Origin of the sequence: Pseudomonas sp. MF5691 (genome assembly GCF_016405645.1) — a bacterium.
GTDB classification, from domain to species: Bacteria; Pseudomonadota; Gammaproteobacteria; order Pseudomonadales; family Pseudomonadaceae; genus Aquipseudomonas; species Aquipseudomonas shahriarae.
Window position 1 is genome coordinate 75,379 of the sequence record NZ_JAEKDC010000004.1, and the last position, 25,097, is coordinate 100,475.

29 protein-coding genes are annotated in these 25,097 nt (G+C 59.8%); 13 read left to right on the top strand and 16 right to left on the bottom strand.

Annotated elements, in window-relative coordinates; all coding sequences use genetic code 11:
* Window positions 1-46: 46 nt before the first annotated feature.
* Window positions 47-1,393, top strand: a complete 1,347-nt coding sequence (locus tag JFT44_RS07835) for a class II 3-deoxy-7-phosphoheptulonate synthase (RefSeq protein WP_198830505.1) — start codon at window positions 47-49, stop codon at window positions 1,391-1,393.
* A 43-nt stretch (window positions 1,394-1,436) separates the two neighbouring features.
* Here JFT44_RS07835 and JFT44_RS07840 read toward each other — a convergent pair whose 3' ends face one another.
* A complete protein-coding gene (locus JFT44_RS07840) occupies window positions 1,437-2,669 on the bottom strand; it encodes a winged helix-turn-helix domain-containing protein (RefSeq protein WP_198830506.1) in 1,233 nt (410 codons plus the stop codon).
* Window positions 2,670-2,711: 42 nt separating this feature from the next.
* Window positions 2,712-2,921 carry a DUF1127 domain-containing protein gene (locus tag JFT44_RS07845; RefSeq protein WP_071610041.1) on the bottom strand — a complete coding sequence of 70 codons (210 nt, stop codon included), beginning with the start codon at window positions 2,919-2,921 and terminating at the stop codon, window positions 2,712-2,714.
* A 67-nt stretch (window positions 2,922-2,988) separates the two neighbouring features.
* On the opposite strand from JFT44_RS07845, the gene JFT44_RS07850 reads away from it, so the two are divergent.
* Window positions 2,989-3,870, top strand: a complete 882-nt coding sequence (locus tag JFT44_RS07850) for a LysR family transcriptional regulator (protein ID WP_198830507.1) — start codon at window positions 2,989-2,991, stop codon at window positions 3,868-3,870.
* On the opposite strand, the gene JFT44_RS07855 is transcribed toward JFT44_RS07850, so the two are convergent.
* A complete protein-coding gene (locus JFT44_RS07855; protein WP_029298023.1) occupies window positions 3,860-4,609 on the bottom strand; it encodes a sulfite exporter TauE/SafE family protein in 750 nt (249 codons plus the stop codon). The two genes, JFT44_RS07850 and JFT44_RS07855, sit on opposite strands and share 11 nt — an antisense overlap.
* A 107-nt stretch (window positions 4,610-4,716) precedes the next feature.
* Between JFT44_RS07855 and JFT44_RS07860 the strand changes: the two genes are divergently transcribed.
* From JFT44_RS07860 to JFT44_RS07870, 3 genes are all read left to right on the top strand, one after another.
* Window positions 4,717-5,667, top strand: a complete 951-nt coding sequence (locus tag JFT44_RS07860) for a LysR family transcriptional regulator (RefSeq protein WP_029298022.1) — start codon at window positions 4,717-4,719, stop codon at window positions 5,665-5,667.
* A gap of 77 nt (window positions 5,668-5,744) precedes the next feature.
* On the top strand, window positions 5,745-6,188 hold the full coding sequence (locus JFT44_RS07865) for a MarR family winged helix-turn-helix transcriptional regulator (protein ID WP_029298021.1): 444 nt from the start codon (window positions 5,745-5,747) through the stop codon (window positions 6,186-6,188).
* 178 nt (window positions 6,189-6,366) lie between these two features.
* The gene (locus tag JFT44_RS07870; protein WP_070995455.1) at window positions 6,367-6,786 is read left to right on the top strand and encodes an organic hydroperoxide resistance protein; all 420 of its coding nucleotides are present in this window, start codon (window positions 6,367-6,369) and stop codon (window positions 6,784-6,786) included.
* 61 nt (window positions 6,787-6,847) lie between these two features.
* Here JFT44_RS07870 and JFT44_RS07875 read toward each other — a convergent pair whose 3' ends face one another.
* Entirely contained in the window at window positions 6,848-7,420 is a 573-nt protein-coding gene (locus JFT44_RS07875) for an elongation factor P (RefSeq protein WP_029298017.1), read from the bottom strand.
* A 49-nt stretch (window positions 7,421-7,469) separates the two neighbouring features.
* Window positions 7,470-8,603, bottom strand: coding sequence for an elongation factor P maturation arginine rhamnosyltransferase EarP (earP, locus tag JFT44_RS07880; protein ID WP_029298015.1), 1,134 nt, complete (start codon window positions 8,601-8,603; stop codon window positions 7,470-7,472).
* Window positions 8,604-8,735: 132 nt separating this feature from the next.
* Between earP and JFT44_RS07885 the strand changes: the two genes are divergently transcribed.
* Together JFT44_RS07885 and JFT44_RS07890 are read left to right on the top strand one after the other, a co-directional pair.
* On the top strand, window positions 8,736-9,104 hold the full coding sequence (locus JFT44_RS07885) for a hypothetical protein (protein ID WP_029298013.1): 369 nt from the start codon (window positions 8,736-8,738) through the stop codon (window positions 9,102-9,104).
* 13 nt (window positions 9,105-9,117) lie between these two features.
* A complete protein-coding gene (locus tag JFT44_RS07890; protein ID WP_029298009.1) occupies window positions 9,118-9,600 on the top strand; it encodes a GreA/GreB family elongation factor in 483 nt (160 codons plus the stop codon).
* A gap of 5 nt (window positions 9,601-9,605) precedes the next feature.
* Here JFT44_RS07890 and cysB read toward each other — a convergent pair whose 3' ends face one another.
* The 5 genes from cysB to JFT44_RS07915 all read right to left on the bottom strand — a co-directional run bounded on the left by cysB (window position 9,606) and on the right by JFT44_RS07915 (window position 13,519).
* Window positions 9,606-10,580, bottom strand: coding sequence for an HTH-type transcriptional regulator CysB (gene cysB, locus JFT44_RS07895; protein WP_010176165.1), 975 nt, complete (start codon window positions 10,578-10,580; stop codon window positions 9,606-9,608).
* A 104-nt stretch (window positions 10,581-10,684) separates the two neighbouring features.
* Complete coding sequence (locus JFT44_RS07900) at window positions 10,685-11,185, bottom strand: universal stress protein (RefSeq protein ID WP_029298005.1); 501 nt, start codon at window positions 11,183-11,185, stop codon at window positions 10,685-10,687.
* 70 nt (window positions 11,186-11,255) lie between these two features.
* Complete coding sequence (locus JFT44_RS07905) at window positions 11,256-12,173, bottom strand: 5'-nucleotidase (RefSeq protein WP_029298003.1); 918 nt, start codon at window positions 12,171-12,173, stop codon at window positions 11,256-11,258.
* A gap of 9 nt (window positions 12,174-12,182) precedes the next feature.
* Window positions 12,183-13,145: a putative 2-dehydropantoate 2-reductase gene (locus JFT44_RS07910; RefSeq protein WP_029297999.1), complete on the bottom strand. Its 963-nt coding sequence runs from the start codon at window positions 13,143-13,145 to the stop codon at window positions 12,183-12,185.
* Window positions 13,142-13,519 carry a hypothetical protein gene (locus JFT44_RS07915; protein ID WP_029297997.1) on the bottom strand — a complete coding sequence of 126 codons (378 nt, stop codon included), beginning with the start codon at window positions 13,517-13,519 and terminating at the stop codon, window positions 13,142-13,144. The genes JFT44_RS07910 and JFT44_RS07915 overlap by 4 nt, the downstream gene beginning before the upstream one ends.
* A 145-nt stretch (window positions 13,520-13,664) precedes the next feature.
* On the opposite strand from JFT44_RS07915, the gene JFT44_RS07920 reads away from it, so the two are divergent.
* Window positions 13,665-14,741: a 3-deoxy-7-phosphoheptulonate synthase gene (locus tag JFT44_RS07920; RefSeq protein WP_029297994.1), complete on the top strand. Its 1,077-nt coding sequence runs from the start codon at window positions 13,665-13,667 to the stop codon at window positions 14,739-14,741.
* A gap of 56 nt (window positions 14,742-14,797) precedes the next feature.
* On the opposite strand, the gene JFT44_RS07925 is transcribed toward JFT44_RS07920, so the two are convergent.
* Window positions 14,798-15,079 carry a GNAT family N-acetyltransferase gene (locus JFT44_RS07925; protein ID WP_029297992.1) on the bottom strand — a complete coding sequence of 94 codons (282 nt, stop codon included), beginning with the start codon at window positions 15,077-15,079 and terminating at the stop codon, window positions 14,798-14,800.
* A gap of 614 nt (window positions 15,080-15,693) precedes the next feature.
* On the opposite strand from JFT44_RS07925, the gene oprI reads away from it, so the two are divergent.
* Window positions 15,694-15,945 carry an outer membrane lipoprotei OprI gene (oprI, locus tag JFT44_RS07930; protein WP_003172710.1) on the top strand — a complete coding sequence of 84 codons (252 nt, stop codon included), beginning with the start codon at window positions 15,694-15,696 and terminating at the stop codon, window positions 15,943-15,945.
* Window positions 15,946-16,079: 134 nt separating this feature from the next.
* Here oprI and JFT44_RS07935 read toward each other — a convergent pair whose 3' ends face one another.
* Genes JFT44_RS07935 through JFT44_RS07945 form a run of 3 tightly spaced genes read right to left on the bottom strand, consistent with a single transcriptional unit; the run spans window position 16,080 to window position 18,066 of the window.
* Window positions 16,080-17,048 carry a L,D-transpeptidase family protein gene (locus tag JFT44_RS07935; RefSeq protein ID WP_029297978.1) on the bottom strand — a complete coding sequence of 323 codons (969 nt, stop codon included), beginning with the start codon at window positions 17,046-17,048 and terminating at the stop codon, window positions 16,080-16,082.
* Between the two features lie 59 nt (window positions 17,049-17,107).
* Window positions 17,108-17,404 (bottom strand): hypothetical protein, encoded by a 297-nt coding sequence (locus tag JFT44_RS07940; RefSeq protein ID WP_029297976.1) that lies wholly within the window; start codon window positions 17,402-17,404, stop codon window positions 17,108-17,110.
* 56 nt (window positions 17,405-17,460) lie between these two features.
* A complete protein-coding gene (locus JFT44_RS07945; protein WP_029297974.1) occupies window positions 17,461-18,066 on the bottom strand; it encodes an arylesterase in 606 nt (201 codons plus the stop codon).
* 10 nt (window positions 18,067-18,076) lie between these two features.
* On the opposite strand from JFT44_RS07945, the gene JFT44_RS07950 reads away from it, so the two are divergent.
* Together JFT44_RS07950 and JFT44_RS07955 are read left to right on the top strand one after the other, a co-directional pair.
* Complete coding sequence (locus JFT44_RS07950; RefSeq protein WP_029297972.1) at window positions 18,077-18,760, top strand: ABC transporter ATP-binding protein; 684 nt, start codon at window positions 18,077-18,079, stop codon at window positions 18,758-18,760.
* Window positions 18,760-21,270: an ABC transporter permease gene (locus JFT44_RS07955; protein ID WP_154907614.1), complete on the top strand. Its 2,511-nt coding sequence runs from the start codon at window positions 18,760-18,762 to the stop codon at window positions 21,268-21,270. Before JFT44_RS07950 ends, JFT44_RS07955 begins: the two co-directional genes overlap by 1 nt.
* Before the next feature lie 68 nt (window positions 21,271-21,338).
* Here the strand turns inward: JFT44_RS07955 and greB are convergent, their stop codons facing one another.
* Window positions 21,339-21,812, bottom strand: coding sequence for a transcription elongation factor GreB (gene greB / locus JFT44_RS07960; RefSeq protein ID WP_029297967.1), 474 nt, complete (start codon window positions 21,810-21,812; stop codon window positions 21,339-21,341).
* A 138-nt stretch (window positions 21,813-21,950) separates the two neighbouring features.
* Window positions 21,951-23,135 carry a hypothetical protein gene (locus JFT44_RS07965; protein WP_198830508.1) on the bottom strand — a complete coding sequence of 395 codons (1,185 nt, stop codon included), beginning with the start codon at window positions 23,133-23,135 and terminating at the stop codon, window positions 21,951-21,953.
* A gap of 308 nt (window positions 23,136-23,443) precedes the next feature.
* Between JFT44_RS07965 and JFT44_RS07970 the strand changes: the two genes are divergently transcribed.
* Both JFT44_RS07970 and JFT44_RS07975 read left to right on the top strand, forming a co-directional pair.
* Window positions 23,444-24,370: an ABC transporter ATP-binding protein gene (locus JFT44_RS07970; RefSeq protein ID WP_198830509.1), complete on the top strand. Its 927-nt coding sequence runs from the start codon at window positions 23,444-23,446 to the stop codon at window positions 24,368-24,370.
* Window positions 24,367-25,092 carry an ABC transporter permease gene (locus tag JFT44_RS07975; protein ID WP_029297960.1) on the top strand — a complete coding sequence of 242 codons (726 nt, stop codon included), beginning with the start codon at window positions 24,367-24,369 and terminating at the stop codon, window positions 25,090-25,092. The genes JFT44_RS07970 and JFT44_RS07975 overlap by 4 nt, the downstream gene beginning before the upstream one ends.
* Window positions 25,093-25,097 lie beyond the last annotated feature (5 nt).

Genomic DNA, 25,097 nt, shown 5'->3' on the forward strand with positions numbered 1-25,097 from the left:
TAATTGCTGATAACATGCACACTCCCGACATTCATTCGAGTTCACGATGAGCCAACCTTGGAGCCCCGACAGCTGGCGCGCCCTGCCGATCCAGCAACAACCCCGCTACCCCGACGCCGCACATTTGCTGCAGGTCGAGCAGAGCCTGGCCAGTTACCCGCCACTGGTCTTCGCCGGCGAAGCCCGGGAGCTGCGCCGCCAGTTTGCCGAGGTGACCCAGGGTCGCGCGTTCCTGCTGCAAGGTGGCGACTGCGCCGAGAGCTTTGCCGAGTTCTCCGCCGCAAAGATTCGTGACACGTTTAAAGTGTTGCTGCAAATGGCCATTGTCATGACCTTCGCCGCTGGCTGCCCGGTGGTCAAAGTCGGGCGCATGGCTGGCCAGTTCGCCAAGCCGCGCTCGGCCAACGATGAAACCATCGACGGCATCACCCTGCCCGCTTACCGTGGCGATATCGTCAATGGCATCGGTTTCGACGAGAAAAGCCGCGTCCCGGACCCCGACCGCCTGTTGCAGTCCTACCACCAGTCCACCGCCACCCTGAACCTGCTGCGGGCCTTCGCCCAGGGCGGTTTTGCCGACCTGCATCAGGTGCATAAGTGGAACCTGGACTTTATCGCCAACTCCGCCCTGGCCGACAAGTACAGCCAACTGGCGGATCGCATCGACGAGACCCTGGCCTTCATGCGCGCCTGCGGCATGGACACCTCGCCACAATTGCGCGAGACCAGCTTCTTCACCGCCCACGAAGCGCTGCTGCTCAACTACGAGCAAGCCTTCGTGCGCCGCGACAGCCTGACCAATGATTACTACGACTGCTCGGCCCACATGCTGTGGATCGGCGACCGCACGCGCCAGCTCGATGGCGCACACGTCGAGTTCCTGCGCGGGGTGAACAACCCGATCGGGGTCAAGGTCGGCCCGAGCATGAGCCCCGACGACCTGATTCGCTTGATCGATATCCTCAACCCGGACAACGACCCCGGCCGCCTGAACCTGATCGCGCGCATGGGCGCCAGCAAGGTCGGCGATCACCTGCCCAACCTGATCCGTGCCGTGCAGCGCGAAGGCAAGCAGGTGCTGTGGAGCAGCGACCCGATGCATGGCAACACCATCAAGGCCAGCAGTGGCTACAAGACCCGGGACTTCGCGCAGATCCTCAGCGAAGTGAAGGAATTCTTCCAGGTCCATGAAGCCGAAGGTACATACGCCGGCGGGATTCATATCGAAATGACCGGGCAAAATGTCACCGAGTGCATTGGTGGTGCGCGACCGATTACCGAAGATGGCTTGTCGGACCGCTACCACACCCACTGCGACCCGCGGATGAATGCCGATCAGTCGCTGGAGCTGGCGTTCCTGATTGCCGAGACACTGAAGCAGGTTAAACGCTAGGACCGCGAGGCCCGCTGTGGCGAGCGGGCTTGCCACAGCGGCCCTACCTGCCCGCCTCCATTGCCAGCATCGCCACCCGCAACCGGGCCGCACTGGGCCGCTGACAGTTGATCTGCACCTGTTCCAACCCCAGCCAATCAGCCATCTGCTGCAAATTCAACGCCAACGCCAACATCCCCGCCTCGTCCAACCCCGGCTCTTCTTCGTGCACCGCATGGACCGCCAGCCGCCCGTTGGCGCGCTCGGCCCGTAAATCCAAGCGCGCCGCAATCCGTTCGTTGTGCAGGAATGGCAGCACGTAATAGCCGTACACCCTTTTGTCCTGCGGGGTGTAGATCTCCAACCGATAACGGAATTCGAACAGCCGCTCGGTACGGCTACGCTCCCAGATCAGTGAATCAAAGGGCGACAGCAAGGCGCTGGCCGTGACTTTGCGCGGGACGCTTGGCTCGGGCAGGCAGTACGCCGGCTGTTTCCACCCCTGGACCTGGCAGGCCTGCAATTGCCCATCCTCGACCAGCTCGGCAAGGCGCCCGCGACTGTCTGCTGGCTCAAGGCGAAAATAATCACGCAGGTCCTTTTCCGTCCCCACGCCCAACGCCGTCGCGGCATGCAGCAGCAACCCACGTTGGGCACTGTGCTCACTCAAGGGCGCCTGTTGCAGAATCGCCGGGGCAATGACTCGCTCGGGCAAGTCGTACAACCGCTCGAAACCACGGCGCCCGGCCACCGTCACCAGGCCGGCAGCGAACAACCACTCCAGCGCCTGCTTCTCGTCACTCCAGTCCCACCAGGGCCCGGCGCGTTCCTGACGGGTCGACAGGCTGCCAGCCCCCAGCGCGCCTTGCTGCTCGACGATGGCCAATACCCGGTGGATGGTGGCCTGTTGCTCGCGTCCAAAACGCGCCATCTGCTGATAGATCCCCAGCCCCTCGGACGCACGTTGCATACGCCAGCGCATCAGCGGATACAGGGCCATGGGCAGCAGCGAGGCCTCATGCCCCCAATATTCAAACAACGTGCGCCGCCGCCCCTGACTCCAGGCGGCCTGTTCCAGCAGCAGCGGCGAATAATTGCCCAGGCGGGAAAACAGCGGCAGATAGTGGGAACGCACCACGGCATTGACCGAGTCGATCTGCAACACCCCCAGGCGCTCGATCAAGCGATTGACCTGCACAGCCTTGACCTGCACAGGCGGTTGGCGCCCGGAAAAGCCCTGGGCCGCCAACGCCATGCGACGCGCCTGCTTAAGGGAGAAACTCAGATCTGCGGGCATGTGCATCTCCTGATTTGGCCCACAGACTGTAGCGCGAAGCCGTCATTTACCCAAAGGATCGTTCCAGGAATGCCGGTGGCGCTCATGCTCGACATCCCTGCGGGTCAAGCCGATATCCTTGAGGGATTCATCACTCAACTCTGCCAGCAACTGCCGCTCGCACTGCAGGGCGTACCAACGCGAAACCCTTTGAAACAGCCCAGCAAAGCGGCGCTTCGCCAGTAACCCATGATCGATTCGACCTTTCATCATCTCGCCCTCCACTGGGGATGACTAAAGTCTGTGCCTGGCGCTAACATCAATCCAACGAATGTTTTTTATGAAATACATCTCAGGGATTGATCAATTGCCCAACTACCCCAGTATCGATACCGAAGTGCTGCGCACCTTCGTCGCCATTGCCGACCTGGGTGGTTTTACTCGGGCTGGCGAGCAGATCAATCGCACTCAGTCAGCGGTAAGCATGCAGATGAAGCGCCTGGAAGAGGACGTGCTGCAACGCAAGCTGTTCGAGCGTGACGGCCGACAGGTCAAGCTCACGCCCGAAGGCCAGGTGCTGCTGGGGTATGCGCGGCGCATCCTGAAGCTGCACAGCGAGGTGTTCAATACCTTGCGTGAACCGCACATGGTCGGGCTGGTGCGCATCGGTACGCCGGACGACTACGTGATGCGCTACCTGCCCGGCATTCTCCAGCGGTTCTCCAAGGCGTACCCGCTGATCCAGATCGAGATGCACTGCGAAGGCACGCCAGTGCTGATGCAGCGACGTGACCTGGCATTGACCGTTATCAGTCGCGAACCGGGGAGCGAAGTTGGTGAACTGCTGCGCACCGAACGCATGGTCTGGGTGGCCTCCCACTGCTTCTGCGTGGACGAACATGAAGTCCTGCCCCTGGCAATTTCCGGCATGAACAGTTATTGCACGCACTGGGCCACCGCGGCGCTGGATGCCGCGGGGCGTCCGTATCGCCTGGCCTATCACAGCTCCAATGGCGCAGCGATTCAGGCGGTAGTCGGTGCAGGCCTGGCCGCGATGGTGATGATGGAAAGCCTGGTCACCGACGATCTGCGCATACTCGGCAGCGACGAGGGCTTCGGCACGCTGCCGATGGTCAATTTGCGACTGTTGCGCAATCCCGCCATGGCCTCCCCGATCACCGAATGCCTGGCGCAGTACATTGTTGAGGGCTTCAGACCTTAAAGGTCAACATCACCGCGCACACCACCAGGAAGCCGCAGAACAACCCGCGCAGCAATCGCTCCGGCAATGCGTGGGCGATCTTCACCCCCCAACTGATGCTGAGCAGCCCACCAACGGCGAGGGGCACGCCGATCAGCCAATCCACTTCCTGATGCCAGGCATAGGTCACCAGGGTGACGCTGGTACTGGGCAAAGCCAGCGCCAGGGACAAGCCTTGGGCGACCACTTGGGTGGTGCCGAAAATACTGGTCAACACCGGGGTTGCAACCACCGCACCACCGACGCCGAACAACCCGCCCATGGAGCCGGACACCGCCCCCAACACCCCGAGCCACGGCCAGGAATAGCGCATCTGCGGTGACGGTGGCGCATTGCTGGTGACCATGCGCAACAGGTTGTATGCCGACAGCGCCACCAGAAACGCAATAAAGCCAATACGCATGATCCCCGCATCGATCCCCACCGCCCAGATCGACCCCAACCAGGCAAAACAAAAGCCCATGAGCCCCAGTGGCAAGGCATGACGCAGCTCGATCCGATTGCGCTGGTGATAACGCCACAACGCCAGCATCACATTGGGCACGACCATCACCAACGCAGTCCCTTGGGCGATTTGCTGATCCAGGCCGAACAGCACGCCCAGCACCGGGATCGCGATCAGCCCGCCGCCGATGCCAAACAGACCACCAACGGTACCCAAGGCTACGCCCAGCACCACATACATCGCCATATCCACCACAACTACACCCCCACCGTATCAAGCCCTGCATGCTACGCAGTCCCCTCTGGCATGGAAACGCACAGCAACGCACAATGGCTATGCCAAATCCGCACAAGCGAGCCCCCATGAACCCCACCACCTTGACTGATCAACTGGGCCTGTTCCTCGATGTGTTGGAGGCAGGCAGTTTTTCTGCTGCCGCGCGCCGCCACCCCCTCACGCCTTCCGCCGTGGCCCGCCGGATCGACAGCCTGGAAAGTGCCGTCGGTAGCCGGCTCTTCCTGCGCAGTACCCATGCGGTGCTCCCCACGCCGGCAGGCACGGCGTTTGCCGAGCGTGCACGGCGGATTGTCCGGGAGCTGCAACTGGCCCGAGCCGAGGCCGTGTCCTTGAGCCATGCGCCCGAAGGCCTGATTCGCGTGGATGCACCCGCCGCGTTTGGGCGTCGGCACCTGGCGCCCGCAATCGCAGACTTTCTGACGGTCTACCCGGGGCTGGATGTGCACCTGCACCTGATCGACAGCTTTGTCGACATGCAGGGCGAGCACTTGGGCAAGGTTGATCTGGTGCTGCGCGCGGGGCATATCGTCGATACACGGCTGATCGCCACGCCGCTGGCCAGCATCGTGCGCATCGCCTGCGCCAGCCCGGCCTACCTGAAGAACCGCGGCACTCCGACCCATCCCAGCCAGCTCAACGAGCACGATGGCCTGGACTGGGAAGGCTTGGCGCCAATGTTCGCCTGGCGCTTTGAACTCGATGGCCGCAAGAACACCTACCGTCCGCAGCGCATCCGCATGAGCGCCAACAATGCCGAAGCCCTGCTATCCGGCGCCCTGGCCGGGCTGGGCATCGCACACCTGCCCACCTGGCTGGCCAGCGAGTATCTGGTGCGCGGTGAACTGGTGCCGCTGTTCTGCGAAAACGGCCTGCCTACGGCAGAAACCGCTGGCATCTACGCCCTGCGCCTGGAACAGCAGGCCAACGCCCGCAGCCGCCTGCTGCTGGAGTATCTTAAGAGCCGTTTCAGCCCTGTTCCACCGTGGGATCTGGCGTTACAAAGCGGCTGGGGCTGACCGCTGCCACAGAATTATCTGGCGCGTTAAAGGTTTGGCCGCTAGATTCCAGAGCAAATACGTTTTAAGGCACTGCCATGACCGACACTTGCGATTCCCTGCTCCTCAACAACCAACTGTGTTTTGCCTTGCACTCCACATCGTTGTTGATGACCAAGGTCTACAAACCCCTGCTGCAAGCCATTGGCCTGACCTACCCACAGTATTTGGCGATGATGGTGTTGTGGGAAGAAGATGGTTTGACCGTAGGCGAAATCAGTAGCCGCCTGCTGACCGATCCCGGCTCACTGACACCGCTGCTCAAACGCCTGGAAGCCGAGGGCCTGCTGAGTCGCACCCGTAGCCGCAACGATGAGCGCGTAGTCGTCGTAGAGCTGACCGCAACCGGCCGAGCGCTGCGGGACAAGGCCATGGATATCCCCCAATGCATTCTCGGCGCCAGCGGTATGCAGATGGAGCAACTGCAAAAGCTGCAGGCGGATTTGCTGGAATTGCGCAGGAACCTGCAGGGTAGCGTCTGACCCTCACACTGTTTTCGACCGAACATCCCCCCTATAGGAGCCGGCAAGCCGGCTCCTATAGGGATTGGGATTAGCTTGGAAATTTATATTGCGCACTAAACATTTGCGCGATACATTCACCTCACCACTTACTTAGCGCGCAAACTTTTAGCGCAAACAAAACCGCGAGGAATCTCCCATGCAAACTCTGTATACCGCTGTAGCCACCGCCACTGGCGGCCGTGATGGTCGTGCCGTTTCCAGCGACAACATCCTCGACGTCAAACTTTCTACACCCAAAGAGTTGGGCGGCGCTGGCGGCCAGGCCACCAACCCCGAGCAACTGTTCGCCGCTGGCTATTCGGCCTGCTTTATCGGCGCCCTGAAATTCGTCGCCAGCCAGAGCAAACGCAAAATCCCCGATGACGCCTCGATCACCGCCCACGTGGGCATCGGCCAGATCCCCGGTGGTTTTGGCCTGGACATCGACCTTCACGTGTCCCTGCCAGGCCTGGAACAAGATGAGGCGCAAAGCCTGGTGGATGCCGCACATCAGGTCTGCCCTTACTCCAATGCCACCCGTGGCAACGTCGATGTGCGTTTGCATATCACGGTGTGACTGGTCACCAGGCATAAAAAAACCCGACTCTTGGTCGGGTTTTTTATCAGTAACGCCAGAATTACTTCTTGGCGCGACCTTTGTACGAACCACCTTCACGGGTGTCGATCTCGATCAGGTCGTCGATTTCGATGAAATCAGCCACTTGCAGTTCGGTACCGTTAGCCAGCTTCGCCGGCTTCATCACTTTGCCCGAAGTGTCGCCGCGAGCGGAACCTTCGGTGTAGGCAACCTTACGCACGATGGTGGTCGGCAGCTCTACGGAAACCAGGCGCTCTTCGAAGAAAATCGCTTCGCAGACGTCGGTCATGCCTTCTTCGATAAATGGCAGAACGGCTTCGATGTCTTCAGCGTTCAGCTCGTACATGGTGTAGTCGGTGGTGTCCATGAACGTGTAGGTGTCGCCGCTGATGAAGGACAGGGTCGCTTCTTTACGGTCGAGGATTACGTCGTCCAGCTTGTCATCGGCGCTGTATACGGTTTCGGTCTTGTAACCGGTCAGCAGGTTCTTCAGCTTGGTCTTCATGATTGCGCTGTTACGACCAGACTTGGTGAACTCAGCTTTCTGAACCAACCAAGGGTCGTTGTCGATACGGATCACGGTACCGGGTTTCAGTTCTTTACCAGTTTTCATTACGAATATCCGAAATTTGGATGGGATTTACAAAAATCAAGGTCGCGTATCATATCCAATTTTCATAAAACTGTACCAGCGCCGTCGCAAGATCAGCCTGCAAGGCCTGTTCCAGACACCATTTTTCGGCGTGCTCGGTCAGTTCCGGCCAATGCCCCAGCAGGATTTTCCAGCTTGAGGCCATATCGCTGTCGGTGTTCCAGGCTTGCCATAGGGCGATCAGCGCGGCTTTTGCGGGTGCCGACAGGGCCTGGGTATAGAGCGCGAGGAAGGCATCGAGCTTGTCCAGGTGGATATCTTCGTCCTGGCGGTAGATGTGCCATAGCAACGGGCGCCCAGCCCATTGCGCACGCACAAAGGAGTCTTCGCCGCGCACGGCATTGAAGTCGCAGCACCACAGCAGGCGGTCGTATTGTTCCTGCCGCACGAACGCCAGCACCTGTACCGTCAGCGTCCCGCGCAGGTGAATATCCCCTGCGGCCAACGCCTCCACACCCAACCAGCGCTGCACGTCGCCAAGAATGCGCCCTTCCGGCACCAACAGATGAGTGGCTTGCCCATCAGCCGCCAACACGTCTAGCCAACTGGCCAGCCCGGCGTTTTCATAGGCAAACAGCGACATCAACCGCGCGCCCTTTGCGGGAAAGACGCCCAGCCCTTGCAGGAATTTTTGCCGGCCCTGCAAATCACGCTGAAAGGCTTGGCGCCGCTCGATCAGCCCGGCCTCACGCAGCAAGCCCCCCGTGCCAGGGCGAAATCCCGGAAAGAAGAAATACTTTTGCACACCCTTGAACTTCACCGACGGCAGGCCGTGGCAACCAACGACCCATTCCTCGGCGCTTAAATAGTCGAGGTTCATCCACAGTGGCGAGTGCTCGCACCCCGCCATGGCCTCCATATAGTCATGGGGCAATTGGCAGGCAAATGCGGCAATCACCACATCAGCCGCTGGCGTAGGCGCCCAGTCCTGTGACCAGTGACGTACGTCGACGCCCTCTTGCCACTGCTGGTCCAACTGCACATCCACCTCTGGGCACATGCGCTCGAACGCCCGCAAGTCATCGACCCATAGGCGCACCACGCAGGCGTGTTCTGCTGCCAATTGCCGGGCCAGGCGCCAGGTCACGCCGATGTCGCCGTAGTTGTCGACGACGCTGCAAAAAATATCCCAGCGGGCTTTCATTCCGGGCTCCATCATTCAAAGGCTCGATTGTCCGCATAAATGCCGTCATGCAGAAGGGTTGATCGCGATTATTCTGCACGCTGGCTATGCGACAATCCCTCGCTCACCGCAACTGTCCGCCAGGAGGCCGCCATGTCCGATCGCCCGATGTCGCTGTTCAAACTCAGTATTGCCGTGGCCCTGGGCCTGTGGCTGGGCTTTGTCGCCATCGCGCTGACAGGCTGGCTGGCCTCGCGCTACCTGCTTGAACAACCTGTGGCCGCCGTCACCCAGGCCGTGCAACAACTGGGCAAGCCGCCGACCGTGACGCCAGAGCCGCCCAACCAAATGTTTGAGCAATACCAACAGAACCTGCACAAGCAGGAACAACAACAGACGCTGGACCAGGCGCGGGCCAACCCGCGCAACCTGTCCAACCCCAAATGCCAATTCTGGCTCCAGCAGGACCAGAACGCCCCCAGCGACAAGAGCCGGGCCAACGTCCTGCAATTCTGTGATTGAGCCGCAAGCCCCCATGAATAAACATGCCGTCCTCCAGTTGATCCTGGAAAAACTCGCCGCCGACCTGGATGTGGCGCAACGCGCCGCGCAAACCGCCTACGAGACCGCGACCCACGAAGAAAACATCGCCGAGAACAAATACGACACCCTGGGCCTGGAAGCGTCTTACCTCGCCGCCGGGCAAGCCAAACGCGTGGAGGAAATAAGGCAATCACTGGTGTTGTGCCAGAACCTGAACCTGCGACCCTACGATGAGCAACGGGGTATCGAAGTGGGCACCCTGCTCGGCCTCGAAGATGACAACGGCCGCCAGCAATGGCTGTTCCTCGCGCCGGACGCGGCAGGCCTGAAAGTCTATGTGGTGGGGCAGTTGGTGACCGTCATCACCCCTCGCTCGCCGCTGGGCAAAAGCCTGCTGGGCAAGTTCGAGGGGGATGAGGTGGAGATACTGGTAGCGGGCGCCCGGCAACAGTTCGTGGTGACCGAGGCCCGCTAGGTCGGTCAGTGAACCGGCAGTTCAACGCCGTCGAACAGCTCTTCCAGCTCCTGCTTGTTATGGCACTGGATCGCCTTGGCCATGACTTCACGGGTCAGGTGCGGGGCGAACTTCTCGATGAAATCGCACATGAAGCCACGCAGGAACGTGCCGCGACGGAAGCCGATCTTGGTCACGCTGGACTCGAACAGTTCACTGGCATCGAGCACCACCAGGTCGCTGTCGAGCTTGGTATCGACGGCCATCTTGGCCACGATGCCGACGCCCAGGCCCAGGCGCACGTAAGTCTTGATCACGTCGGCATCAGCCGCGGTGAACACCACTTTGGGCGTGAGGCCGCGATGACTGAAGGCTTCGTCGAGCTTGGAACGGCCGGTGAAGCCAAACACGTAGGTGACAATCGGATATTCCGCCAGCGCTTCCAGGGTCAGCTTCGGCAGCTTAGCCAATGGGTGCCCCTGGGGCACCACGACGCAGCGGTTCCAGCGATAGCACGGCATCATCACCAGGTCGCCGAACAGCTCCAGGGCTTCGGTGGCGATGGCAAAATCGACAGTACCGTCAGCTGCCATTTCCGCGATCTGCATCGGCGAGCCCTGGTGCATGTGCAAGGCCACGTCCGGGTACTGCTTGATGAACGAACTGATCACCGGCGGCAGCGCGTAACGGGCCTGGGTGTGGGTGGTGGCGATCGACAGGGTGCCTTTTTTCTCGTTGGAGAATTCCTGGGCGATCTGCTTGATGCTTTCAACCTTGCGCAGGATCTCACCGGCCGTGGTGATGATGCGCTCACCAGCGGGTGTGACGCGGGTCAGGTGCTTGCCGCTGCGGGCGAACACTTCGACGCCCAATTCGTCTTCGAGCAGGCGGATCTGTTTACTGATACCCGGTTGCGAGGTGTAGAGGCTTTGAGCCGTGGCGGAAACGTTGAGGTCGTGGTGCGCCACTTCCCAGATGTAGCGCAATTGTTGAAGCTTCATATGTGTCCCTCAAAGCAGATAGACGCCACGGATATCAGCGACGGTATATAACTATATTAAAGGTTGGATTGATAAATCTAGAACTTTTTATCGTTTACGCCCCATCACACATCATCACTGCGCCGACGCTGCAGCAAAGGCACCAGATAGACCGGTACCTGAGACAACTGCAACACCCGCGCCGCGGTACGCCCCAGTGGCGTCGAGATCCCTGCGCCCTGGCTATGACTCCCTACGATCAACAAATCCACCGAGAGTTTCTGCGCCTGGTCGAGAATCACTTGGGCGGGATCCCCCTGGATCACCCGCACCGAACGAATCGCCTGCAAGTCCTGCTCGCCGTCCTGCAACTCTTCACGAAAACTGTCCAGCACCCGCTGCTCGATGTTCGCCATTACTGTATTGAGCCCCTGGCTCTGCCATTCGCTCAAGGCCTGTTCATCAAGATAGGTTTGAAGCACCGACTCTGCGAACAGCCCGATCGGCTCTACCACATGAATCACATACAGATCCGCCTTGAACGTGCGTGCCATCGCCAGCGCATGCTGCATCACGTAAGGCGCATAAACACCCAGGTCTGAGGCGTACAACATCGACCGAATCATAGAACCTCCCGGGCTGCCAGGATGGCGGGGATCGTTTCAGCTTAGCAGCGCCTCCGCGACTGCGATGAACTTAGCTCTGGACCTGGACTTTTGGCTCATTGCTCACGCCATGGGGCACATGCCCGGTGGCCACAACCTCCCTGGCTTTCTCGCAATGGCCGGCCTGGTCGTCAAAAAACACGTCGGCGGCGAACGCCTCAAGGAACGCGGATTTTTCCAGGCCGCCAAGAAACAGCGACTCATCCAGGCGGATGTCCCACTCGCGCAACGTACGGATCACCCGTTCGTGGGACGGGGCCGAACGCGCCGTCACCAACGCCGTGCGGATCGGGCAGGACTCATCGGGGAACTCACGTTGCAACAGATTGAGGGCGGCCAGGAACCCTTTGAATGGCCCGCCGCGCAGCGGTTCGCGGGCCGCTTGCCGCTCGCTGGCCTGGAAGGCTTCCAGGCCGCCGCTCTGGTAGACGCGCTCGGATTCGTCGGAAAACAGCACCGCATCGCCATCGAAGGCAATCCGCAATTCGGCACTGCAAGCCCGGCGGGCGCCGCCAGACAGAATGGTCGCAGCCGCAAAACCGGCATCCAGTGCGCTGCGCACATCTTCGGCATGGGTGGAGAGGAACAGGTGGCAGCCAAACGCCGCCAGGTAAGGGTGGGGGTTGCGCCCACCGACAAAGGCCGCGCGGGAAATATCCAGGCCGTAATGCTGGATCGAATTGAACACGCGCAAACCGGTATCGGCACTGTTGCGCGACACCAGCACCACCTCGACCCGCGCGCGGCCCAGGCTGGCATTGAGGGTCAGGAGCTTCTTGACCAGAGGGAACGCATCCCCGGGTTCAAGGATTTCTTCCTCGTGGTCGATCTGGTACTTGCGGTACGCCTCGACGCCCTGGGCCAGATAAACCTTGTGGCTTTCGCCCAGGTCGAACAGTGCCCGCGAGGAAATCGCCAGTACCAGTTTGTCGCTCATGCCTTTGGCCATGTCTGTTCCTCAGCCGTTGCGTCGATCAATAAAGCCCAAGGCTTGATACAGCGCCTGCATCCGCGGCATTTCACAGCCGGCGGCCTGGGCGGCAGCCAGCGGACGGGCGTAGATCGCAGCCAGTTCCAGGGGGCGCTGGTGCAGATGATCGTGATACATGCTGGGCCAATAGTCCGTCAAACGCTCGGTCATGTTGAACATCTGCGCGGCGTAGCCAGGTGCAATTTCATGGCCGCATGCATGGGCGCCTTGCACCACTTCGGCCATCAGGCCCTGGATCAATTCCCGGCTGGATTGGTCAGCCATCAACTCCGAGGTATTGGCACCGAGCAGCACCGACAGGCCGTTGTATGGCACATTCCACACCAGCTTATGCCAGCGTGCCTGGTCCAGGTCAGGCATGGCCTGGGAGTCGATCCCGGCCTGGCGGAACAGCCCGGCGCCCTCCTCCACAATCGCCTGGCGGCGGTCTGCATCCTGTGCGGCATTGCCACTGTGATAGCCAAGATTGACCCGGCCCATGGCCTGGTGCTCGACGATCCCCGGCCCGGAACGGTGTACGCAGATATAACAAAGCCCGCCGAGCAAATGCAGGGACTCAGGCAAATGTTCGCGCAGGCCGTCCTCGACACCCAGGCCATTTTGCAACAGCACGACTTTGGCATCCGGCGCCGCCACCTGGGCAATGGTCGGTGCCAGCTCAACGTTGCCGGTGGTTTTGGTGCCCACCAGCAGCCAGTCGCAAGGCGGCATGTCGGCCGCATTGGCATAGGCCTGGACCGGGTGCAGGCTCAAGGCCCCATGCACCGAACTATTGAGTTGCAAGCCACGTTCGCTCACCGCCGCATATTCGCTGCGCAACAGGAAATGCACGTCAAAACCGGCACGCGCCAGCATCAACCCGTAAAAACCACCGATGGCACCGGTGCCGATAATCCCGATGCGCGGCCCAGGTTCAACTGCACTCGTCATGGCAACTCCTCTGGTTCTTGTTGGAGCGCCTCATTTATAGCGTCGCTGAGGTCACTCGGGTTCAGGCCCACCTGTAGTGCGCCGTGGAGTTGACCCTCGCACACTACAAATAAAGCCGGCAAATGAAAGATCCCGTAGCGCGCAACCGCGCCGCCATTGTGCCCAGCGTCGACCCAGCAGATGCGCGCCACCGGCAGATTCCAGCCGGGTAGCTGCTGGCGCGCCCAACGGCAACTGGAACAGCCGACACTGGTAAACACCAGCAGCGAAGCACCAGGCAGCGCCAGCAACTGCTGGTCGATATCCAAATCCGTCAATTCAAACGCTTTCACTCGATCCGCACCACCACCTTTAACCAGGCAACACACTATCAGGCCACACGACAACACGCGCAATTGCCCATTGTCGAGCAGGCTTGTACGCGCTAAGGTTCGGCTCCCCGCTGCATTTAAATCATGCTGTGCTCCGCCGCACGGGGTTCGCTGGCGGCCGGCACCCGTGACCCTGACGAGTAACACGATGGCTGATTTACCGATCAACGACCTAAACGTCGAATCCAACGAGACCCTGATCACGCCCGATCAGCTCAAGCGCGAAATCCCTTTGAGCGACGCTGCCCTGCAGACTGTCACCAAGGGCCGCGAAGTCATTCGTGACATCCTCGACGGCACTGACCACCGCCTGTTCGTGGTGATCGGCCCTTGCTCGATCCACGACCTCAAGGCTGCCCATGAGTACGCCGAACGCCTCAAGGTGCTGGCTGCGGAAGTGTCCGACACCCTGTACCTAGTGATGCGCGTGTATTTCGAGAAGCCGCGTACTACCGTCGGCTGGAAAGGCCTGATCAACGATCCGTACCTGGACGACTCGTTCAAGATTCAGGACGGCTTGCATATCGGCCGCAAGTTGCTGCTGGACCTGGCTGAAATGGGCCTGCCCACGGCCACCGAAGCCCTGGACCCGATTTCCCCGCAGTACTTGCAAGACCTGATCAGCTGGTCGGCGATCGGTGCACGTACCACCGAATCGCAAACCCACCGCGAAATGGCCTCCGGCCTGTCCTCGGCCGTGGGTTTCAAGAACGGTACCGATGGCGGCCTGACCGTGGCGATCAACGCCTTGCAATCGGTTTCCAGCCCGCATCGTTTCCTGGGGATCAACCAGGAAGGTGGCGTGTCCATCGTCACCACCAAGGGCAACGCCTATGGCCACGTAGTACTGCGTGGCGGTAATGGCAAGCCCAACTACGATTCGGTCAGCGTGGCCTTGTGCGAACAGGCGCTGACCAAGGCGAAGATCAAGCCAAACATCATGGTTGATTGCAGTCACGCCAATTCCAATAAAGATCCGGCACTGCAACCGCTGGTGATGGAGAACGTGGCCAACCAGATCCTGGAAGGCAACCAGTCGATTATCGGCCTGATGGTCGAGAGTCACCTGAACTGGGGTTGCCAGGCGATTCCAAAAGATCTGGCCGACCTGCAATACGGCGTGTCGATCACCGATGCCTGCATCGACTGGTCTGCCACCGAGACCACCCTGCGCAGCATGCACGCCAAGCTCAAGGACGTATTGCCCAAGCGCAAACGTACCTGACGCACACAAAAACGCCGGGCTAAGCCCGGCGTTTTTTTATGTGCACATATTTGCTTTCACAGCTTCGCGGCATGGCGCTGGTGGCGCTCCATGTAGCGCTCCACATAGGAACAGGACGGGATCACCGTATAACCCATGCTCTCGGCGTATTGCAGCGCCTCTTCGGTCAGCGCAGCAGCAATGCCGCGCCCACGCAGGGCATTGGGCACAAACGTGCGGTAGATATCCAGGGTCTGTTTCCCCAGGTCCATGTAGGTCAGATAGGCACGATGACCGTCCACATTGGTCTCGAACTGATGACCAGCCTGGTCATGGTGGATGGACAACGCCTCGCTCATCACTACTCCTCGCGGGTCTTGGTTTCTGACCCCTACCTTACCGATGTTTTTCCGGCGAAGGAACATCTACGCCACCCCGTGCCGGTTTCGACAACGAAAAAAGCCCTACAGCACTCACGCCCCGCACCAAGGAATAGTAGGCACCAATCCTGTCATTGCTCAAGGGACGCTCGTCATCCATCAGGCTGGCGGACATAGAAAGGGCTGATCGAACATCCGATGGTCGATAGCCTGAACATTGCCGGCAGTTGAAGCTTGAGACGAACCGACGCTTTTAAAGTCACCTCTACATGCGCGAAAGATGCCCGTCAGCGCCCGGGCAATCTGAACAATAGTATTTGCGCAGATATATAAATTGACATCGGCTTACAACGTTTAACACTTGCCAGGCGGTGCTTTCAGCCTGGATCCAATGTTTGCCTGCGCAGCAAAAACTGGATATTTTTTATACAAACTCGCTAAAGATTAGCCAAAATAGATTCGGCACAAGAATTTTTTTTGCTTCTTGCGCTACGTCAGTTTACTTACTACAAGTAATGGGTAGTATGTACGCCGGCTATTAGCTCACTCTGAGATAGTAGCCATTAAATAGAAAGTCCTTGAAGGGGAACACGATGAACAACGTTCTGAAATTCTCTGCTCTGGCTCTGGCCGCAGTTCTGGCTACCGGTTGCAGCAGCGTCTCCAAAGAAACCGAAGCTCGTCTGACTGCAACTGAAGACGCAGCAGCTCGCTCCCAGGCCCGTGCAGACGAAGCCTACCGTAAAGCTGATGAAGCTCTGGCTGCTGCTCAAAAAGCACAACAGACTGCTGACGAAGCTAACGAGCGCGCTCTGCGTATGCTTGAAAAAGCTAGCCGCAAGTAATAATCCTTCGGGGTTGTTATCAAGCCGATCCATTTTTGGATCGGCTTTTTATTGCCTGGGATTCAGCTATGGATCCAAGGCAATAAAAAGCCCGCCAGGAGCAATCCATGGCGGGCTTCGATTGACGGCAGGTGTTACTGCTGCAAATCGACCGGCATGCTGGTGACCATCGGCGCCGCTCCCGGCTCGCCGATCTGCGCCGGCAAGCCATCTTCGGCCGCGACGACATCACGCACTTCATCCCAGTTGACCCGCAGGTTGTTGGCCAGGTCTTCGCGCTTGAGCATCGCATTGATGACTGCCGTGTGCTTGTCGACCACCGACGGCGTGCCATCGTCGTTCAATGGCGCATGGGCTTCGAGGTAGACCTTGCCGCCGCTGATGCCGAACTTGTAGGCATCATTGATGATTCGCACAGGCGTGCCCACCGGGACCATCTTGGCCATCTCCAGCACGTTGTTGTTGAACATGCGGAAGCAGCCATGGCTGGTACGGGTACCAATGCCGAACTTCTTGTTGGAACCATGAATCAGGTAGCCCGGCGTGCCCAGGGTGAACTTGAACGGCCCCAGGGGGTTGTCGGGACCTGCCGGCACCACGTTGGGCAACGGGTCGCCGTCGGCAGCGTGCTCGGCCTTGATTGACGCCGGCGGGGTCCAGGTCGGGTTGGGAGTCTTGGCGATGATGCTGGTATGGGCAATCGGCGAGCCCCAGCCTTCACGACCGATTCCAAGCGGGAAGGTGTACACCACGTCCTGGCCCTTGGGGTAGTAGTAAAGACGGTACTCGGCCAGGTTGATCACGATGCCTTCCCGGGGACCCGGCGGCAAAATGAAACGGGTCGGCAGCACAATCTCGGCCCCGGCACCCGGCAACCAGGCATCGACGCCGGGATTGGCCGCGACCATCTCCGAATAGCCCAGGTCATAAGTCACCCCCAGGTCGGCAAAGGTGTCTTCGTACTTGGCCTTGATCACCTGGACCTGGCCGACAATGTCTTCACCCGGTGGTGGCAGGGGCAGTTGCAGGGCCGCAACAGGACCGGCTGCACACAAGGCAGCGAGAGACAGGCAGCGGGTGACGACAGGCAGGCGCGACAACATCCGGAAAATCCTTCGCAGATCGACGGGGGTAAAATGGCGATTGTAGCGTGTACCTGCCCTTAAAGCTCGAAGCGCAGTTCAGGCCAGATAGGCGGCGTACCCCGCTTTTGCGATTCGAGAATCGCCCGGCACAAGGGGCAGAGGCGCTGGTCCTGGAAGATCGAACGATCCACCGAAGACCAGCGTGGCTGGGCCGGCAGCAATGTGCCGCAGAGCGTGCGATCGATGGTACCGCCCAGCTCCAACTGGCGCGTCACCAGATGCACCTTCACTTCCTGGCAGGCGAACAGATCCAGCTGCTCGTCGGGCTCGATCAGTTGGTAGGCAAACAAGGACCAGGCAGGACGCGACGACATCGGGGGCTCCAAATCGGGGGCGCCACCTTAGCCGAAAGACCGCTGCTAGAAAAGCGTCATAACAGCGGTTTTAGCGTCGGCCAGACATTTTCCAGCAACTTGGCCTGGGCACCGACTGCCGGGTGCAGTTGATCGGCCTGCATCATCTCCGGATGACCGCCCACGCCCTCAAGGAAAAACGGCACCAGCGGAACGTTTTTTTCCTTGGCCAGCGCACCATAGACTTGGGCAAACGCAGTGGTATATCGCGGGCCATAATTGGGCGGCAACTGCATCCCCAGCAGCAACACCTTGGCGCCACCGGCCTTGGACTGGTCAATCATCGACGCAAGATTTTGTTGCAATTGCGCAGGCGGCTGCCCACGCAAGCCGTCGTTCCCCCCCAACTCGATAACCACCACGTCGGGCTTATGCTCTGCAAGCGCCGCCGGCAGCCGCGCCAAGCCTCCGGCACTGGTGTCGCCGCTGATGGAGGCGTTGACCACTTTATCGGCGAAACCCTCCTTCTTGAGGCGTTGCTCCAGCAGTGCGACCCACCCTTTGCTGGTATCCAGGCCGAAACCGGCACTGATACTATCGCCAACGATCAGGACAGTACCCGCCGCTGCGTTCTGGGCCATGCACATCAGGGCCAGGCCAGCACTCAAAAACCATATTCGCATCGGATTCTCCATGGGCGCATGCATTCTCACCGCGCAGAACCTTAGCAAAGTGGTTCCCAGCGCGGAAGGTGAACTGACCATCCTGCACGAACTGAGCCTGGAACTGAACAAGGGCGATAGCCTGGCTATCGTCGGCAGCTCCGGTTCCGGAAAATCCACGCTCCTTGGCCTGCTGGCCGGGCTCGACCTGCCCAGCAGCGGTGAAGTGACCCTCGCCGGCCAGGCCCTGAGCGTCCTGGACGAGGATCAACGGGCACGTATCCGCGCTGAACACGTCGGCTTTGTGTTCCAGTCGTTCCAGTTGCTCGACAGCCTCAATGCCCTGGAAAACGTCATGCTGCCCCTGGAGCTGGACGGGCGCAAAGACGCCCGCGAGCGCGCCAGGCACTTGCTCGAACGTGTCGGCCTGGGCCAGCGCCTGACCCATTCACCCCGCCAGCTCTCCGGCGGCGAGCAGCAACGCGTGGCGATTGCCCGGGCGTTCGCGGCCGAGCCGGACGTGCTGTTTGCCGATGAACCCACCGGCAACCTCGACAGCCACACCGGCGAACGCATCAGCGACCTGCTGTTTGAACTCAATAAAGAAAACGGTACCACCCTGGTGCTGGTGACCCACGACGAGCGCCTGGCCCATCGCTGCCGACGCCTGATCCGCCTTGAAGCCGGCCTGATGGTCGAGCCCCTGGAGCCTTGATGGCACGTTTGCCGCTGTTGCGCCTGTTCAGCCTTGCCCTACGCCAGTTATTGCGCGATGCCCGCGCCGGTGAATTGCGCGTGTTGTTCTTCGCCCTGCTGGTGGCCGTGGCCGCCAGCACCGCCATCGGTTATTTCGGGGCGCGGCTCAACGGCGCGATGCTACTGCGCGCCACCGAGTTCCTCGGCGCCGACCTGGTGCTGGAGGGCAGCTCCCCTGCCCGTTCCGAGCAGGTCACCAACGGCACGCAACTGGGCCTGACGCACGCCAGGGTGGTGGAGTTTTCCAGCGTCATCGCGACCGACAACGGCATTCAGCTGTCGAGCATCAAGGCAGTCAACGAGCAGTACCCGCTACGCGGCCAACTGAAAAGCGCGGCCGAACCGTTCGCCGAAGAAACCTCGGGCGGCGGGCCGAAAGCCGGTGAAGCCTGGGTCGAGGCACGTCTGCTTACAGCACTGGACCTGAAAGTCGGCGACAGCATCGACGTGGGCATGAAAACCCTGCGCCTGGCGCGCGTCCTCACCTATGAGCCGGATCGGGCGGGCAACTTCTATAGCCTCACCCCTCGGGTGATGATCAACCTGGCTGACCTTGAGGCCACCGGCGTAGTGCAGCCGGGCAGCCGGGTCAGCTACCGCGAGCTGTGGCGCGCGCCGCCAGCCAGTACCGCCCTGCAGACCTATCGCGACCAGATAACGCCGGGGCTGGCCGCCAACCAGCGCCTGCAGGACGCACGGGACGGCAACCAGCAGATCGGTGGTGCCTTGGGCAAGGCCGAGCGCTACCTGAACATGGCCAGCCTGGTTGCCGTGCTGCTGTCCGGGGTGGCCGTGGCGCTGTCGGCGAACCGCTTTGCCAGCCGCCGCTTCGACGCCAGCGCACTGTTGCGCTGCCTGGGCCTGTCGCGCCGGGAAACCATGCTGTTGTTCAGCCTGCAGCTGACTGTCCTGGGCTTGCTGGCCAGCCTTGCCGGTGCGGCACTGGGCTGGCTCGCACAGTTGGGGCTGTTTTACCTGTTGCACGACCTGCTGCCGGCAGACGTGCCGCCGGGTGGGCTGCTACCCGCCGTAGCCGGCATCGGTACCGGGCTTGTGGCCCTGGCCGGTTTTGCCCTGCCCCCTCTGGCGGCCCTGGGCCGAGTGCCGCCGCTGCGGGTATTGCGGCGCGACTTGCTGCCGATCCCCTCCAGTACCTGGATGGTGTATGGCGCCGCGTTGTTTGCCCTGGGCCTGATCATGTGGCGCCTGAGCCTGGACCTGGTGCTGACCTTCGCCCTACTGGGCGGTGGGGTTATCGCCGCGTTGATCCTCGGGGGCCTGCTCCTGCTGTTGTTGCAAAGCCTGCGCCGCCTGCTGGCACGCGCCGCCCTGCCCTGGCGCCTGGGGCTGGGCCAGTTGTTACGCCACCCATTGGCCGCGGCGGGCCAGTCCCTGGCGTTTGGCCTGATCCTGCTATCGATGGGTTTGATCGCCTTGCTGCGTGGCGAGTTGCTGGACACCTGGCAGAACCAGTTGCCAAAGGATGCTCCCAACTATTTCGCCCTCAACATCCTCCCGGCCGACAAGGACGCCTTCGGTGCCCGCCTGCTTGAACTGCAGGCGCAGGCAGCGCCCTTGTATCCCGTGGTGCCGGGACGCCTGATCAGCATCAACGGCGAGCCGGTGCAGGAAATTGTCAGCAAGGACTCCAGTGGCGATCGTGCGATACAACGGGACCTGAGCCTGACCTGGGCCGCCAACCTGCCCCCAGGCAACACCCTCACATCAGGCACCTGGTGGTCTGATCAGCCGGGCGATGCCATACCAGGCGTGTCGGTCGAGGCCAAGGTCGCCGACAGCCTCAAGCTCAAGCTCAACGACCACCTGATCTTCACCGTTGGCGGGGAAAACCGTGAGGCCCGCGTCACCAGCCTGCGGGAGATCAACTGGGACAACTTCCAACCCAACTTCTTCATGATCTTCCAACCGGGCACCCTCAAGGACCTGCCGGCCACCTACCTGACCAGCTTTTATCTGGCCGCCGGCCATGACCAGCAGATCGTCGACCTGTCCCGAGCCTTTCCGGCAGTGACCATCCTGCAGGTCGAGGCGCTGCTCGCCCAATTGCGCAGCATCCTGGCCCAGGTCACGCTGGCCGTGGAGTACGTGCTGCTGTTTGTCCTGGCGGCTGGCATGGCGGTGCTGTTCTCCGGCCTTCAGGCCACCCTGGACGAACGTATCCGCCAAGGCGCCTTGTTGCGCGCCCTGGGGGCGGAACGCAAGTTGCTGGTCAAGGCCCGGCGCATCGAGTTCGGGCTACTGGGTGCGGTCAGCGGACTGCTGGCGGCGCTGGGTACCGAACTGGTGACGCTGGTCCTGTATCGCTATGCCTTCGACCTGGTCTGGCACCCCCATCCGTGGCTGCTGGTGCTTCCGGTGATTGGTGCCGTGTTGATCGGTGGTGCCGGGGTATTCGGTACGCGTCGGGCGTTGAACGCCAGCCCGCTGGCGGTATTGCGCGAAGGTTGAAACAAAAAAAGCCGGCTCCCCCCTGGGAGCCGGCCTTACTACAGGCGCCATCGCCAGCAAGCCGACTGCTACTTGATGTACTCGATGCCGGTGATCCACCAGCACACTTCACCGCCTGGCGTCTGCACAATGGCTTCATCGTCCACCTCTTTGCGCAGCAATGCCCTGGCCATGGGTGAGTCGATGGAAATGTAGTCCATGCGCTCATAAATCTCGTCATAGCCCACGATTCGAAAACGCTTGGTCTCCCCCTGCTCGTTTTCGATATCCACCCAAGCCCCGAAGAACACCTTGCCCTCCTGCTCGGGCATGTATTCCACCACGCGCATATCTTCCAGGCGTTTGCGCAGGTAACGCACCCGACGATCGATTTCGCGCAGCAGCTTCTTGTTGTACTGGTAGTCGGCGTTCTCGCTGCGGTCTCCCAGGGAAGCTGCCCAAGTCACTTTGCGCGTGGTATCAGGACGCTTTTCTCGCCACAGGTAATCAAGCTCCTTCTTCAGCGCTTCATGACCTTCTTTGGTAATCAGCTTGGTACTCAAAAGCGTCACATCCCCCGCAAACTTCCATTGGTTCAAACCAGCGCTACACCCACCAGAGATGCACTGGCTGCCTGACGGCAACTGGTCGGCCTTGATAATAAATGAACGCCAGAAAGTAGCCAGGCCTGATTCCCAGGGTCAACCGGGACTAGGCAAACTGCCTGCATCCACGCCGCGCTGCACCTCGACCTTTTGCTCGGGAAACAAGGTGGCGTCCAGGCGATTCAACACCGCCTGCAGATCGCCCCTCAGGCCCGATAACTGCCCCATGCTGCTCGCCAGTTGCTCAGCCTGTTGCTGGGTTGCACGGTCCAGCGCCTGCAGCCTGAACGACTCATCTTCGATCTGACGTGCCCAGCCCTCCAGACGGCGTTGTTCTGCCTGCTGCACCTGCGCCTGCTGCTCTTCACGCCCCTTCAACGCCAGGGTTCTTTGCTGCAAGTCAGTTTCCAGCGCCGCCAACTGTTGATTGGCCTGCGCCAATGCATTTTTTTCCCGTAGCAACTGGCTTCTCTGCTGCTCAAGTTCCTCCTGCTGCTCAAACGCCGCACGCTTCTGTTGCGTCAACTCTTGCGCCACCCGGGCAAGATTGGTCAGTGTGGTATCCACCTCATGCAGGGTCGCCTGATCCGGCACCACGGATGGCGGGACGACTTCGGAAGGTGCCACAGGCTCCTGCACTCGCGGAGCCGGCTCCTCGGGCTGCGGCGCCTTCGTCGGAGTAGGTAATGGCTCCTCAGGGATTAACGCCGGCAGAACTACGGCCGGTTCATCGTCCGGCTCCTGCGTCACAGCCTCATTACGATTTGCCGGATTGGGCGGCGACACCATTTTTGACGAGAAACGAATGGACGGCACAATCAACTCGGCGCTCTCGATCGCAGGCAGGCCAATGACTGAAGTCCCCAGGGTGATCACCTTCATCACCAATACCTTCTTGATCATCAGTGAGTGGTGATCTTCAGGCCTCGCCGTCGGTAGCTTGCTGCCCTTCAAGTCAATGAAGTGATACGCCACCTGCGACGACGAGCAATTGCCATCCTTGACCCCGGATGCGGTGGCCAGGGTGATGATCTGCTTGAGCACGCTCATCGCCAGTTGCAGGTTCTCCTTGGACTCGATCCCTCCTAGAAAATACCGCTCGGCCTTTCTGCGCAGTGCGGCGATATAGACCCGCGAACTCCCAGGCTCGACCTCTTCGTCCAGGCTATAGACGAGAAAGTTCGCAGCGATTTGCGGTACCGCAAAGCAACAGAGCAATGCACCGTTAACCGGGGAATCATGACCAGAATGTTCAAGAACAAGAGTACGCAGAAGCATCATGAGTATCGGACTCCTTTACGGTAGTACTTCATATACACGCCATCTATGAAATCAAAATCAACATATCACCAAGAACAACACAATTGTTTCAGCGAGTGATTGAGGCACATGTAGGACTTACCTTATTCCAGCGACTCAGCGTTTCCAAACGCCCCTATTGAACGTACCATTTTTTAACAAAGCAGCGCCTTAAACACTTGATCAGTACTTTTTCCCACAACGTTCGGCAATTCTCAAACCGAAGACACTGGCTTATAGAGCCCCGTCTACTCAGCATGCCCCGGCAAACAACCAAGTAGAAAAGCCCAATGATCGAAATAACAAATCTAACAAAAAAAACAGGACAGACGATTGCCATCGACAACTTGACGTTCAGCGTTCCCTCCCGGGAATGCCTGGGATTGTTTGGACATGAGGGCGCAGGCAAAAGCACATTACTCAAATTGCTCTCAGGCGCAATCAAGGCAACTTCCGGCACCATAAAAATACATGACACAAATATCTCAACCCACCCCATAAGAGCGAAAAAAATAATAGGTTATCAACCTGAAGCGGCACTCGGCCACGGCAACATGACAGTCAAGAACTTCCTCGGTTTCATCGCCGAAGTTCGCGGGCTGCGTGGCCTGCAAAAGCGCAAGATGGTGGATCGGGCAATCACCCGCCTAGAGCTCTGGCGAGTACTTGACTCACCTATCGCCACCCTTCCTGCGGGGCACCAACGCAAAGTGGCGTTGGCCCAAGCCATCCTGCATGACCCCAGGCTGCTGTTACTCGATGAGCCCACAGCAGGCCTGGACCCCTTGCAAAAGCAAAAGGTCGGGACGCTCATCCAGTCCCTGGCGGAAGACATGACGGTAATTGTCGCCTCGCGCAATCCCGAAGAGTTCTCGTGTATTTGTCAACGGGCGCTGGTTATGGCCGAGGGCAGATTGCTGGCCGATGCCCCTGTCAGCGAGCTACAGCGCAGTTCGCACTATTACCAGGCAATCACCCTGGCCGCCGATGCCCCCCTCGACCTGCTGGCGCTGGCCGTGCTCCCGGGAGTGGCCGGCATAGAGGAAGACCGGCATACCGCCGGCAGCGTGACCGTGCTCGCGATGCCGGGGCAAATCATCTATCCACACGTCAATGCCCTGGTCGCCAACCGTCGCTGGAAGATCAATACCTTGAGCCTTGAGCCGGGGCGCCTGAGCGATGTCATCCACCACATGAGCCAGGAGGCACTCAATTGAAACGTCTACCCGTGATATTCAAGCGGCAACTAAGCAGTTACTTGTCGAGCCCGACCACTTACTTAAGCATCGCGACTTTCTTGATTGCCAACACTGTGCTCGGCTTGTTTGTAGGAAACTTCCTGGAAAAAACTCCGGAAAACTTACACGCTTTTTTTCAGTTCCATCCTTGGCTTTACCTTTTTTTCATTCCTATTATTTCAACACTGCTTTGGGCGAACGAGCACAAAGACGATGCATTTTGCTTTACAAGCACCCTGCCAGTCTCCGCCCTGGAGCTGACACTGGGAAAATTCCTGGCCGCCTGGACACTCTGTGCGCTCACGATTTTATTGAACTTCCCATTGGTCATTACCATAAATTATCTGGGCATCGCGGACAATTCGACCATCTTGGCTCAGTCCATCGGGAGTTGGCTACTGGCAGGTGCTTATCTTTCATTCGCCTGCCTCATCTGTGTACTGGCCTATAACCGTCTGATTATTTTTGTGATCACACTCGCGCTACTATTTGCAGTAAGCACGTTATCACTAGTTCTGGATATGTTGGACCATCAGGCGCCCATCTGGCTGATCGATAGTTTGATTTCACTCAATCCACAGATGCGTTTCAGCTCGATAGATAGCGGCCTTCTGACGCTGCATGACACGTTGTACTTCATAAGTATGATCATTGCGTTCCTCACCGCAACCACCCTTACTTTAAATTTCAGGAAAAGCTGAGAAAG